General features: G+C 70.3%; 9 protein-coding genes and 1 pseudogene. 3 read left to right on the forward strand and 7 right to left on the reverse strand.

What is annotated here, in order from left to right; all coding sequences use genetic code 11:
* Nucleotides 1-133: 133 nt before the first annotated feature.
* The 3 genes from IE275_RS45155 to IE275_RS45165 form a co-directional block, all read right to left on the reverse strand.
* Complete coding sequence (locus tag IE275_RS45155) at nt 134-1504, reverse strand: FAD-binding oxidoreductase (RefSeq protein WP_189718528.1); 1371 nt, start codon at nt 1502-1504, stop codon at nt 134-136.
* A 298-nt stretch (nt 1505-1802) separates the two neighbouring features.
* The gene (locus IE275_RS45160; RefSeq protein WP_189718529.1) at nt 1803-2387 is read right to left on the reverse strand and encodes an SUKH-4 family immunity protein; all 585 of its coding nucleotides are present in this window, start codon (nt 2385-2387) and stop codon (nt 1803-1805) included.
* Between the two features lie 105 nt (nt 2388-2492).
* Nucleotides 2493-5045 (reverse strand): RHS repeat domain-containing protein, encoded by a 2553-nt coding sequence (locus IE275_RS45165; protein WP_189718530.1) that lies wholly within the window; start codon nt 5043-5045, stop codon nt 2493-2495.
* 364 nt (nt 5046-5409) lie between these two features.
* On the opposite strand from IE275_RS45165, the gene IE275_RS47040 reads away from it, so the two are divergent.
* The 3 genes from IE275_RS47040 to IE275_RS45180 all read left to right on the forward strand — a co-directional run bounded on the left by IE275_RS47040 (nt 5410) and on the right by IE275_RS45180 (nt 10024).
* Nucleotides 5410-7461, forward strand: a complete 2052-nt coding sequence (locus IE275_RS47040; protein WP_189718531.1) for a PA14 domain-containing protein — start codon at nt 5410-5412, stop codon at nt 7459-7461.
* Between the two features lie 182 nt (nt 7462-7643).
* Nucleotides 7644-8237, forward strand: coding sequence for a PadR family transcriptional regulator (locus IE275_RS45175; RefSeq protein WP_189718532.1), 594 nt, complete (start codon nt 7644-7646; stop codon nt 8235-8237).
* 68 nt (nt 8238-8305) lie between these two features.
* Nucleotides 8306-10024, forward strand: a complete 1719-nt coding sequence (locus tag IE275_RS45180) for an acyl-CoA dehydrogenase family protein (RefSeq protein WP_189718533.1) — start codon at nt 8306-8308, stop codon at nt 10022-10024.
* A 92-nt stretch (nt 10025-10116) separates the two neighbouring features.
* Here the strand turns inward: IE275_RS45180 and IE275_RS45185 are convergent, their stop codons facing one another.
* The 4 genes and pseudogenes from IE275_RS45185 to IE275_RS45200 all read right to left on the reverse strand — a co-directional run.
* Entirely contained in the window at nt 10117-10437 is a 321-nt protein-coding gene (locus IE275_RS45185; protein ID WP_189718534.1) for a hypothetical protein, read from the reverse strand.
* A 432-nt stretch (nt 10438-10869) separates the two neighbouring features.
* The gene (locus IE275_RS45190; RefSeq protein WP_229871432.1) at nt 10870-11436 is read right to left on the reverse strand and encodes a hypothetical protein; all 567 of its coding nucleotides are present in this window, start codon (nt 11434-11436) and stop codon (nt 10870-10872) included.
* A gap of 363 nt (nt 11437-11799) precedes the next feature.
* Nucleotides 11800-12585, reverse strand: a complete 786-nt coding sequence (locus IE275_RS45195) for an ABC transporter permease (RefSeq protein ID WP_189718535.1) — start codon at nt 12583-12585, stop codon at nt 11800-11802.
* Nucleotides 12582-12690 (reverse strand): annotated as a pseudogene (locus IE275_RS45200) (ABC transporter); the annotation flags it as partial. The pseudogene IE275_RS45200 and the gene IE275_RS45195, both read right to left, overlap by 4 nt.

Here is a 12690-nt window from a genome sequence, read left to right on the forward strand (position 1 = left end):
CCACACCAACGACCGACCTGGCCAGCAGTCACGGCAGACACCGTTGCAGTACTAGGTCGTGTCCGCAAAGTGGCGTCGTCTGGGGGAGTGCGTGCCGGGCGTCGCGAGCCAGACGGGACTTTGCGGACCCGGCCTAGGGCTTGATGTTCTGGTTCAGGTGGAACAGGTTGTCCGCGTCGTACGTCCGCTTGACCTCGACGAGGCGGTCGTAGTTGGTCTTGTAGTTGGCCCTGATCCGGTCCTGGTCGTCGTCGGCCATGAAGTTGACGTAGCCGCCTTCTTCCGAGTGCGGGGCGGTGGCGTCGTAGTAGTCGCGCACCCACGCGATGTTGGCCTCGTTGGCGGACGGGTCGGGCCACATACCGGCGATGACGGTGGCGAAGGAGGCGTTCCGGTAGGCGAAGGCCGTCGCCTCCGGTGCGACTCGGTGGCAGGCACCGTTGATGGGGTAGATGTGGACCGTCGAGTTCACGGCGGGCAGCCGTGGCGCGTGCTGCACGTGCGCCGCGATCGCGTCGTCGCTGAGGTCGGTCACGAAGTTGGCCTTCCAGTAGTGCTGGAGGCCGGGCGGTACCAGCGCGTCGAAGGCGCTGTTGAGCGCGGGGTACGGCATGGGCCCGACGTGCTCGGCGACCACCGGCGCGAAGTCGTGGAAGGCCTGGAGCGCGTTCGGCCCCTCGTCCAGCGGCCCCGCCCAGCACGCCACGATCAGGACGAAGGGGTCGCCGTGCCGGTTCTCCGGGATGAACGGGAGCGGCGGGGCCAGCTGGAAGGCCGGGAAGCCGCCGAGTGCCTCGGGTGCATCGGCGATGTAGTCGCTGAAGGAGCGCAGTACGGTGGCGGCGTCCTCCAGTTCGAAGAGCATCGGCCCGCCGTAGATGTCCTTGACGGGGCTGAGCCGGAACTCGAGGGAGGTCACCGCGCCGAAGTTGCCACCGCCACCGCGAAGGGCCCAGAAGAGGTCGTCGTGCTCTTCCTCGCTCACGACGAGCAGTCGGCCGTCCGCGGTCACCACATCGGCGGAGATCAGGTTGTCGCAGCTCAGCCCGAGTCCGCGGGCGAGATAGCCGATGCCGCCACCGAGGGTGAGCCCGCCGACACCGGTCGTCGAGATGATCCCCCCGGTCGTCGCCAGACCGAAGGCGTGCGTGGCCGCGTTGAAGTCGCCCCAGGTCGCGCCGCCTTCGGCGCGTGCCGTCTGGCGTACGGGGTCGACACGTACGCCACGCATCCCGGACAGGTCGGCCACGACTCCGCCGTCGCAGGTACCGAAGCCGGGCACGCTGTGCCCGCCGCCCCGCACCGCCAGGTCGAGCCCGTTCTCCCGCGCGAAGTCGACCACGGCCATGACGTCGCCCGCGTTGACGCAGGTCACGACGGCAGCGGGCCGTCTGTCGATCATGGCGTTGTGGACCTTGCGCGCCTCGTCATAGGCATCGTCGTCCGGGGTGGCGACCGCCCCGCGGACGCCTTCACGCAACTGCTCGATCGAGAGCTTGCCCATAGCGATCGCTCCTCGTGCCTGGACCCCGCCGGCTGTGCCAGGAAGGCGTGACGCCCGCGGAAGCGGGCGTCTGGGCTCTCTGTGGGACGTCGCTCCCCGCCGCGCGCCCTGTCCCTGGGCTCGGTCCGTCTTCTTCACGCTACGCCGATCGTGCGAGGCCTCAACTCGAGACCGGTGACGCCCCTGGCTGCGGCCCGAGCCCTGGAGATCGTCCGAGCACCCGGCCTGGGCGCGCCGCGGAAGGCGGCTCCGCCGCCGCGCCGGGTCCCGGCGACGTCCGTCCTCTTCGGCGACGCTGTCAGACCAGGTCTTCGAAGGCCCCGTCCCAGAATTCGGAGTCGCCCGCACAGGGCTCCAGGCCGGTCATGCGCCGGCGCAGTTCGGCGACGGCGGCCGCGCGTACGGCGTCGTCGGCCGAATCCAGGGCGTCGCTCGACTCGGCGATCAGCCCGAGCAGCACGGCCAGCACGGGGAGCGAGTCGGCGGCCGGGCCCTTCCACCCGGCTCCGTGGTCCCAGCCGTTGGGGTCGTAGTGGGTGATGCCTCCGTCCGCCGCGTCGAGCATCAGGTGCTGGTCGTACCAGGTGGCCACGGTGAAGCAGAAGTTCTCGGGCGGGGAGTCGTCGTCGGGGTAGCGCTCCCCGAAGATCTCGTCGGCGTCGACCGGTTCCAGCGGGTCCTCGCCCCGCACGTGCCTGGTGTCGATCCCCACGACGTCGAGGTGGACGGCGGGAAAGCCGACCGTGAGCAGGAACTCCCTCGTCCCGGAATGCGTCAGCTCGGCCGGCAGAGCGGCCTCGTCGGGTCGCCAGAGCGAGCCTTCGCCCAGCCGTTCCTCCAGCCACACCGCGTCAGGTACCGACGGAATGTCGTCGTTCTTCACTGCCCAACCCCCATCAGGTCGAGGCCGGCCGGCCACCCGGTCGCCCCCTCGTTCGCCCACCGGTCGCCCCCGCCGTCCTTCCGGCGGGGGCCTTTCACATGGAGTTCAGTCCTTGACCGTGAAGTAGAGCCAGCCGCTCCACGTGCTCAGGTTGGCGGTGTCCGTCCTGCTGTGCTCGTACTGGGAGCGGACCCGGAACTTCTGGTTGAGCGCGTTGGTCAGGCTCAGCTGGGCCTTCGCGGTGCTGTTCGAGGCGAGGGTGACGCAGCCCGACGTGGTGAGGGTGTGCCAGGCTCCGCCGTAGTACCGCTGGACCTGGAAGCGCTCGCACTGGCCCGCCTTGTTCGGCGTGACGGTCGCGGTCAGCGTCGGCTTCACCGTGCGGTGGTAGACGCGGTAGGTGGTGCCGCTGTACGTGGTGCTCGTGTAGTGACCGCCGAGCGTCGTGACGACCTTCGCGTAGGCGTTGGTGGCACGTACGGCCCACTCGGGCGCATAGCGGTGGTCACCCGCGAAGGACGCCTCGAACCTCGTGCCGCGGTTGACTTTGTACGTGGCCGTCAGGTTGCCCTTGGCGTCGACGGTCCCCGTCTTGATCAGCGTCTGCCCGCCGCCGCTGGGCGTGGCGTAGATCGACACCGTACGGCCGTTGTACGTCGTTCCGAGGTGCGCGGTGACGGTGGCCGTCGCGCCGTACGCGTACGAGGACGCGTTGGTGGTGACGGACAGGGAGGTGGCCGCGCGGGAGACCTCGACGATCGCGGACGCGGTGGCCGACCGGTGGGCGTCGTCGCCGGAGTAGGTCACCGTGTAGGTGTTGGCGCCGCCGACGGACGGCGTGTCCTTCACGGTGAACGTGCCGTCGGTCCCCAGCGACACGGTCCACTTCACCGGCGCCGTGGTGTGGGCGGCGTCGGTGCGGGACACGGTGACCGTCCGGCCGCTGCCGTAGGGCGCGGCGGTGAGCCTGCCGGTGAGGGACAGAGCGGCGCCCCGGGTCGCGGTCTCCGGGGCCTGAAGCCTCATGGACGGGGCGTAGAGGCCGACGCCCATGGACATCCCGGCGGTCGTCGGCTCGTGGGTGGCGTCGCCCGCGTAGGACAGGATGTAGGTGAACCGTCCGGCGACGCCCGGCGCGTCGGTGACGGTGAACCGGGTGGTGGCCGGGTCGACGGGGACGGACGGGAGCGGCACCGTCTCCTGGGTGTCGTCGTTCCTCCGGGCGACCTGGACGGTGGTGCCCTCGGGGAGGCTGCCCAGGCCGAGCTGGGTCAGCAGCGATCCGCCGAAGCTCACCGAGCCGGGGGTCGCCGAGGTGGTCTCCGGACCCGTGAGGGTGGTGGGCAGCCTCGCCACGTACACCGTGCGCGAGACCGTCACGGGCCTGTGCGTGGCGTCATCGGCGTACGACACCTCGTAGACGTAACTGCCTTCGTCCTGCCGGGTGTCGGTGACGGTGAACGTCCCGTCCCGGCCGACCGTGGCATCGGGCAGGGGCGTTCCGTCGCGGGTGACCTTCAGCGGTGCGCCGGCCGGCAGCACGCCGCGGGTGCTCAGCGAGCCGGTCATCGTGTATTGCTCGGTGGGGACCGCGTACGGCGGGTGTTCCAGCGAGAGCTGGGTGTCGCTCAGCTTCGCCGTGCTCAGCACGTTGAGGGTGTAGGCCTTCGACGCGTCGCGCGTGACGGCGTAGAGCGTCGTGCCGTCGGCTCCCCAGTCCAGGCCGTCGGGGGCCACGGTGGTGCCTGACGGGAAGGTGACGCGGTTCTCGGCGAGGTTGTTCAGGCCGGCGTACAGGTAGATGCCGGAGGTGCCGGCGACGGCGATCGTGCCGTCGGTGTCGGCCACGACCGAGTTCGGGGCGGAGCCCCCGCCGCCGGTGAAGTACACGCCGGGATCGGCGGAGGACAGGTCAGAGCTGCGGTACGCCTGGAGGGCGACCTGCTGCGGGGCGGCGAGCAACACCTTCGTACCGTCGCCGGTGACCTCGAGCCCGCTCGCCCTGCCGCCGAAGACCAGGGTGTCGGCCTCGGCCGACGGCGTGCCGGAGGAGACGTCGAACGTGGCCACGTGGCTGAGGCTCTGCTGCGGCTCCTCGGCCACGAGCACGCCGCCTCCCGTCGTGAGCAGCGGGGCGACGGACCAGTGCGACATGGTCGGGTGGGGCGTCGCCTCCGGGGCGGCGGCGGACGGGTCGACCGATCCGATGCCGCCCTTTCCGTCGGCCGTGTATCCGTACCAGACGCGGCCGCCCGCCACGGCGACGGAGTGCGGTGCGCTGCCGGCCCCGGTCGTCCAGCGGCCGGTCTCGGTGAGCGTCGCCGTGTCGATCGCGGCGATCGCGTCGTCGTCCGCCAGAGCCACGTAGAGCGTGCCGCCGTCGGACGACAGGGCCAGTCCGGTGGCACCTCGCTCGTCCCCGAGGGTGACCACGGGTGCACCGGACAGGTCGGTCACGACGATGCCGGTCGAACCGGCGCCCTGGCTGAAGAAGACATGCCGGTGTGCCGTGTCGACCACCATGTCCGCGTAGCCGGACAGCGGCAGCACCGCGCTGGTGTCGGCGTAGGCGGCCGGGCCGCCGAGGCCGACGGTGGCGGTGGTCAGCCCGGCGACGACCGTGATGGCCGCGACGAGCGAGACCTGCTTGAGGCGCATGGAACTCCTGTGAACAAACGATGAGACGAGCAGGCCGGACAATAGCTCCTGGCACCGACAGGCCGTGTCGCGGGGCCTCGACGAGCTGCGCTTCAACGCTGTCGGCCCGGAGGCCGAGTTGGTCCTGGGTCGGTCCTGCGTCGGTCCGTCGGTCCGTCGGTCCTCAGTCGGTCCCGAGTCGGTCCCGAGTCGGTCCCTGAGTCGGTCCTGGCGGCCGAGGCCGAACGCGCCGCCCCCTGACGTCCGCATGTCCGGCCGAAAAGGTGTGCGAGCGAGAGCAACCCTGCCGCGTCCTCAGCAGTCACACAGCTGTCACCTTGTTTCACGTGTTCCACGTCGGTCCGGAAAGGGCCTTTCCTCGTTGATGACTCGCAACCGGCTGATCGCGCTGGCCCTGATGTCCGCGCTCACCGCCACCGGCGGCCTGATCACCGCCGCTCCGGCCTCCGCGGCCGTGACCTGCACCTCCCCCACCTGGAAGGCGCAGTTCTTCGCCAACACCTCGTTCGGCGGCACACCCAGGCTGACCGCCTGCGACTCCGCCATCGCGGAGAACTACGGCAGCGGCGACCCGGCCGGCGTCACCCTGCCGAAGGACAACTTCTCCGTCCGCTGGTCCCTCACCCGGGACTTCGGCTCCGGCGGCCCCTTCCGCCTCTCCGCGGCCACGCAGGACGGTATGCGCGTCTACGTCGACGGCGTCCGGAAGATCGACCTGTGGAAGAACGTCTCCGCGACCGTCCGCAGGACCGTCGACCTGACCGTCCCGGCCGGCAAGCACACCCTGCGCGTGGACTACGTCGCCTGGACCGGAAACGCCAACGCCTCCTTCACCTACGCTCCGCGCACCGAGACCGCCGTCGACACGGTCGAACCGCTCGCGCCGGCCGGCCTCACCGCCGCGTACAACCGGGACACCGCGAAGACCACACTGCGCTGGGCCGTCAACAAGGAGATGGACCTCGCCGGGTACCGCGTCTACCGTCGGCTGAGCACCACCCAGTGGACGAAGGTCAGCGGCACCTCGCCGCTCACCTCCCCGTCCTTCACGGACGCGCCGCCCGCCACGGGCCAGACCTTCCTGTACGAGACCCGCGCCGTCGACAAGGCCGGCCGCGAGTCCGCCGGCAGCCCCGACGTGACCACGACCACCGTCGACCGTACGGGCCCGGCGGCCCCGACGGGACTCGGCGTCGTCAGCGACGCGTGGTGGGCCACGCTGAACTGGCAGCCGGCCGCCGAGGCCGCGACCTACGAGGTGTACGCCGCCCCCGCGGCCGCCGGCCCGTTCGCACTGCTGGGTACGACGGCCACGACGTCGTACCGCACCGACGCACCCCCGAACGCCGCCCGGTACTACCGGATCCGGGCCCTCGACGCCCTCGGCAACCCGGGCACGTACGCGACGGTCACCGGCGACGGTGTCGACCGGACGCCGCCGAAGTCCCCGACCAGCCTCGGCTCCGTGGTCCGTATCGGCTACACCGACGTGTACTGGAAGCAGCCCGACGGCTTCTACGAGGACTACGACAACGGCGGGACCTACCACGTCTACCGCTCGCCCGGAACGACTCTCGACCCCGCCGCGCTCACCCGCGTGACCTGCGCCGAGGAGAGCGACGAGACCAGCACCGGCGGCCTCTGCCACGACCTGGACATGCCCGCCGGCACGTACGTGACGTACGCCGTCGCGGCGGTGGACCCGGCCGGCAACGAGTCGGCGCTGTCCGCCCCGCTGGTCGTCCGCACCGGCGACCGCGTCGCACCCGGCCCCGTCACCGGCGTGAAGGCCACCCCGCGCGCCGACGGCGTGCTGCTGAGCTGGGACGCCTCCGCCGAGGACGACGCCGACGGCTACGTGGCCTGGACCGGCGCCCGGCAGGCCGACGGGAGCGTCAAGTGGCTCAGCGCCACCTCCTGCCGGGAAGGCACGAGCGACCCGCTCGCGGTCCTCTGCGGCGACCTGCCGGACGGCGAGACGTACGTGTACGCCGTCGTCGCCAAGGACCGCTGGGGCAACCAGCTGCACCCGAGCAACCCGACGGTCACCACCGTCGAGGCCACGGAGCTGGACGTCCGGCCGGCCGTGACGGTCACCCGCGACTGGGCCCTCGGCAGCATGGGCTACGGCACCGTGATCGGCGGACCCGACGCGGACGGGCCGTCCATCAACTGGCGGTGCGACAACACGGTTGAGTGCGCCACCGTCACCGGCTACCGCGTCAGCCGGTGGAACCCGGCCACGCACGCGTACGAGCCGCTGCACACCGGACTGCTGCCGGCCGAGACCCGTGCCTACACGGACACCACGGCCGCGCGAGGGACCACGCACTTCTACACCCTCCAGGCGGTACGCGCCGACGGCAGCGTCGCGGGCACCCACGTGTGGAACTGCGTCTTCCAGAACCGCGTCTAGGACCCGGCCCGACCAGCCCCGCAACCCCTCCCACCACCACGGCCGCCTCCCGCACGGAGGCGGCCGTTTCCCATGAAGCCGCGCGCGAAGCCGCCCTGCGCCCACCGCCGCCCGGGTGAGCCGTGTCTCACCAGGGCGACGCCCCTTGCCTATGCAACAAGTTGCATAGAAAGCTGTGACGCATGGCGCTCGACCACGCGATCCTCGTCTCCCTGCTGGAGAAGCCGGGCTCCGGCTATGAACTGGCCCGGCGGTTCGAGCGGTCCATCGGCTACTTCTGGACCGCCACGCATCAGCAGATCTACCGCGTTCTCAAACGTCTGGAGAGCGAGGGCGCGCTCACCGTCCGCGACGTACCGCAGCGGGGACGGCCGGACAAGAAGGAGTACTCCGTCGCCGACCCCGGCCGCGCGGCCCTCTCCCGCTGGCTGCACGAGCCGATCGAACCGGAGAGCCTTCGTCACGATCTCGCGGTGAAGATCCGGGGTGCCGCCTTCGACGACCCCGCGGCGCTCATCGACGAGGTCGAGCGGCACCACCAGGTCCACAGCGGCCGGCTCGCGCACTATCTCACCGGGGAGCTGCGCGACTTCACCGGGCCCGACGCCCCCGTACCGCTCGACGCCGGTCAGGAACTGCAGCACGTCGTACTGCGCGGTGGCATCGCGTACGAGCGGATGACGATCGCCTGGCTCGACGACGTCCTCGCCACCCTGCACACCCTGAGCTCCAGGGCCGGTCTCGCGGTGGGCGGCCCGTCGGCGCACTCCGCCTGAGACACACCCTCTCCGTCCGTCCCCGTACGGCACTCTTCGACCCCCCATCCCCCGGAAGGCGAACCTCCATGGCCGATGCTCTGCTGTTCAACCCGCACACCTACGACCCGGCGCACTTCGACCCCGAGACACGCAGGCTGCTGCGCGCCACCGTCGACTGGTTCGAGGAGCGCGGCAAGCGCCGGCTGATCGAGGACTACCGCTCCCGCGCCTGGCTCGGTGACTTCCTCGCCTTCGCCGCCAAGGAGCGCCTGTTCGCCACCTTCCTCACCCCGGCCTCCGCCGCCGGAGACGAGGACCAGCGCTGGGACACGGCGCGGATCGCCGCCCTGAACGAGATTCTCGGGTTCTACGGTCTCGACTACTGGTACGCCTGGCAGGTGACGATCCTCGGTCTCGGCCCCGTCTGGCAGAGCGACAACGCCGCCGCCCGCAGCCGCGCCGCGGACCTCCTCTCCCAGGGGGAGGTCTTCGCCTTCGGCCTGTCCGAGAAGACCCACGGCGCCGACATCTACTCCACCGACATGCTGCTGGAACCCGACGGCGACGGCGGCTTTCGGGCCACCGGCTCCAAGTACTACATCGGCAACGGCAACGCCGCCGGCCTCGTCTCCGTGTTCGGCCGCCGCACCGACGTCGACGGCCCGGACGGCTACGTCTTCTTCGCGGCCGACAGCCGCCACCCGGCGTACCACCTGGTGAAGAACGTCGTCGACTCCTCCAAGTACGTCAGCGAGTTCCGCCTGGAGGACTACCCGGTCGCTCCCGAGGACGTCCTGCACACCGGCCGCGCCGCCTTCGACGCGGCCCTCAACACCGTCAACGTCGGCAAGTTCAACCTCTGCACCGCCTCGATCGGCATCTGCGAGCACGCGATGTACGAGGCCGTCACCCACGCGCACAACCGCATCCTCTACGGCCGCCCCGTCACCGCCTTCCCCCATGTGCGCCGGGAACTGACCGAGGCGTACGTCCGCCTCGTCGGCATGAAGCTGTTCAGCGACCGCGCCGTCGACTACTTCCGCTCGGCCGGTCCGGAGGACCGCCGCTACCTGCTCTTCAACCCGATGACGAAGATGAAGGTGACCACGGAGGGCGAGAAGGTCATCGACCTGATGTGGGACGTCATCGCCGCCAAGGGCTTCGAGAAGGACAACTACTTCTCCCAGGCCGCCGTCGAGATCCGGGGCCTGCCCAAGCTCGAGGGCACGGTCCACGTCAACCTCGCGCTCATCCTCAAGTTCATGCGCAACCACCTGCTGGACCCGATCGACGTGCCCGTCGTCCCGACCCGACTCGACGCGGCCGACGACGACTTCCTCTTCCGGCAGGGACCGGCTCGCGGCCTGGGTTCCGTCCGCTTCCACGATTGGCGCGCCGCCTACGACGCGTACGCCGAGGTCCCGAACGTCGCTCGCTTCCGGGAGCAGGCCGACGCCCTGTGCGAGTTCGTCACCACCGTCGCCCCCGACGAGGAGCAGAGCCGCGACCTCGACTTCCTCCTCTCCGTGGGGCAGTTGTTCGCACTGGTGGTGCACGGACAGCTGATTCTGGAGCAGGCGCGTCTGACGGACCTGGACGGGTCCGTGCTCGACGAGCTGTTCGCCGTGCTCGTCCGCGACTTCTCCGGACACTCCGTCGAACTGCACGGCAAGGACTCCGCCACCGCGCGACAGCAGGCCTGGGCACTGGGCGCGGTCCGGCGTCCTGTCGTGGACGAGGCACGTTCGGAGCGGGTCTGGCAGCGTGTCGAGGCACTCTCCGGGACGTACGAGATGGCGCTGTAGCAGCGCGGCCACGAGGTCGTGCGCGACAGCCGCCTGCAAGGAATCGGCTGTCGCGCACGACCGTTCCGGCAACGGCCGTACATCTGGTGGTGCTACGTCGTCTGCCCGCCGTCGAGTTCCCGCCGGGCGGCGAGAGCCCTCGCCAGCATCTTGTCCCGGTAGGGATTCGCGGTGTCGAGGGCCGCGGCCACCGCGATCGCCTCCTCCAGCAACGCCCGCCGCCGACCGGGCAGTTCACGCACCAACGGCGAGGCACTGGCCTCCACCAGGACGTACGCCAGCTTCGAGCCGTACACCTCCGGCGCGACCTGCACCAGCAGGCGGTAGATCTGCAGCCCCTCCACACCGCGCACCACCCGCCGGTTCGCGCTGAGCAGCTTCACCCTCGCCCGCAGCACCATGTCCTGATCCATCGCTCCCCCTTCGTCCCCCCACCCCCCGGCCCGCACCCGTCACACGACGACACAGCACGACGAACGCGCCGGCAGCCCGCAACGGATGCCGACACGAACGCCGGAGAGTGGATGACGACGAGTCTGCGGGCCGACCACCACCAGCATCAAGCCCGAACGCACGTGCGCTCCGTCCTACCGAAAACCACCCCCGAACAGGCATGATGGATCTGACACTCACCGAAGCCCGAAGCCACGCCCCCCAAAAAGCGCTTCCCGCGGCTCGGCCGGCCCTCCCGCCGAGGGTGAGAGTGTCCGGATGGGCGGGGGGGACGCCTGACATCCGGCCCGTTCGCAGGTCCGGATGCTCTTTTTCGGCGAGATACGCTGTGCCGGAACCCCGGCCCGATTACGGCGGGCCGGGGTTCTGTTACGACAGGCGGAGAATGCTGCTCAGTGGTGTCGGCCCGAGTCGTTCGAGCCGACGACGCGGAAGCTGCCCACGATGAGTCCCGGGAGCCCGTTGACCGGCGTCGTCGTCAGCCCGGGAAGTGAGTTGGTGGCGCTGCCGGGGCCGACCGTGGCGGCGGGAGCTCCGTTGTCGCAGGTGATCCCGTTGAAGAATTCGACGGTCTTCCTGGAGTCGTTGCGGACGTTGAAGGTGACGGCGCCCAGCCCGCCGTTGAGCACGTTGACGACGGCGATGCAGGTGCCCGGGTCGGCCGAGTACGAGCGCTCGTTGACCTGGATCCGTCCGTCTTCCTGCTGCCGGGAGCCTTCCTGCCGGGAGTCGCCCTGCCGGGAGTCGCCCTTCCTGTAGCTGTCGCTGTCGCTGTCGTTCGAGCCGCTCTCGCCGCCGAAGGTAGCGCCGACGGGCGCGACGTCCTGGACGGCCGGGACCGACTGGGGCGCGGACTTCGCGGCAGACTTCGGGACGGAATTCGCGTAGGTGACACCCGTGGCTGCGGTGGCCACCACACCCACGGAGGCGGCGACCACCGCGATGGTACGAGTACGCAATGCACTGCTCCTTCACTCCACGAAATCGGCGGGAAATGCCGATCGAGAATGAACGTAATGACGCCCCTTTCCGCTGTCATATCGGCAGCGTCCGGAACGCGAGGAAAATACGGCCGACTGGTCGTATGGCTATTCGCCCCAATGGGGGACGCCGGATCCTTTGACGCACCGTCAGCACGAGCGGGGGAGCAGGCACTTTGAATGAAGTAACCGGCCACACGGGGCAGACCTGATGATCCGTCACCCTCTTGGATGTGAAGGGCGGAGTGACGCCGACGGGGCGGCGTCCACCGATGTGATGTCGGTGGTCGCCGCCCCGGGTGGGACGAGATGCGCGGGAGGCGGCCCGCGGGTTCATGGCGGCTACTTCGGGTCGCGCTTGAACGAGGCGGTGGACCAGCGGTAGCCGAGGGCGGCCAGGGCGATGGACCAGCCGATGGCGAGCCAGCCGTTGTGGCCGATCTCGGTGCCGAGGAGCAGGCCGCGCAGGGTTTCGATGGCGGGGGTGAAGGGCTGGTACTCGGCGATCGGCCGGAACCAGCCCGGCATGGCGTCGACGGGGGTGAACGCGCTGGAGATGAGGGGCAGGAGGATGAGCGGCATGGCGCTGTTGCTGGCCGCTTCGGCGTTCGGGCTGGCCATGCCCATGCCGACCGCGATCCAGGTGAGCGCGAGGGCGAACAGGGCCAGCAGGCCGAGTGCGGCGAGCCATTCCAGGACGGTGGCGTCGGTGGAGCGGAAGCCGATGGCCACGGCCACGGCGCCGACGAGGATCACGCTGGCGAGGGACTGCAGGACGCTGCCGACGACGTGTCCGATGAGGACGGAGCCGCGGTGGATGGCCATGGTGCGGAAGCGGGCGATGATGCCCTCGTTCATGTCGGTGGCGACGGACACCGCGGCCCCGATGACGGTGGATCCGATGGTCATCAGCAGGATGCCGGGGACGATGTAGGCGATGTAGGCGGAGCGGCCGCCGCCGGCGATGCCGGCGCCCATCGTGCCGCCGAAGATGTAGACGAAGAGCAGCAGGAGCATGACCGGCGTGAGCAGCAGGTTCAGGGTGAGGGAGGGGTAGCGGCGGGCGTGCAGGAGGTTGCGGCGCAGCATCGTGGACGAATCGCGGACGGCGAGGGCCAGGGTACTCATCGGGCGTTCTCCTTGGGCTGGTTCGGCTGGTTGGGGATGTCGGCCGGGCCGGTGAGGGCGAAGAAGACGTCGTCGAGGTCGGGGGTGTGGACGGTCAGTTCGTCG

It is taken from the genome of Streptomyces phaeofaciens (genome assembly GCF_014648915.1).
Classification (GTDB): domain Bacteria; phylum Actinomycetota; class Actinomycetes; order Streptomycetales; family Streptomycetaceae; genus Streptomyces; species Streptomyces phaeofaciens.

What these genes read in the sequence shown, in the direction of transcription:
- IE275_RS45155 (WP_189718528.1), bottom strand. Translation starts at nt 1,504, where the DNA reads ATGGGCAAGCTCTCGATCGAGCAGTTGCGTGAAGGCGTCCGCGGGGCG.
- IE275_RS45165 (WP_189718530.1), bottom strand. Translation starts at nt 5,045, where the DNA reads ATGCGCCTCAAGCAGGTCTCGCTCGTCGCGGCCATCACGGTCGTCGCC.
- IE275_RS47040 (WP_189718531.1), top strand. Translation starts at nt 5,410, where the DNA reads ATGACTCGCAACCGGCTGATCGCGCTGGCCCTGATGTCCGCGCTCACC.
- IE275_RS45175 (WP_189718532.1), top strand. Translation starts at nt 7,644, where the DNA reads ATGGCGCTCGACCACGCGATCCTCGTCTCCCTGCTGGAGAAGCCGGGC.
- IE275_RS45180 (WP_189718533.1), top strand. Translation starts at nt 8,306, where the DNA reads ATGGCCGATGCTCTGCTGTTCAACCCGCACACCTACGACCCGGCGCAC.
- IE275_RS45185 (WP_189718534.1), bottom strand. Translation starts at nt 10,437, where the DNA reads ATGGATCAGGACATGGTGCTGCGGGCGAGGGTGAAGCTGCTCAGCGCG.
- IE275_RS45195 (WP_189718535.1), bottom strand. Translation starts at nt 12,585, where the DNA reads ATGAGTACCCTGGCCCTCGCCGTCCGCGATTCGTCCACGATGCTGCGC.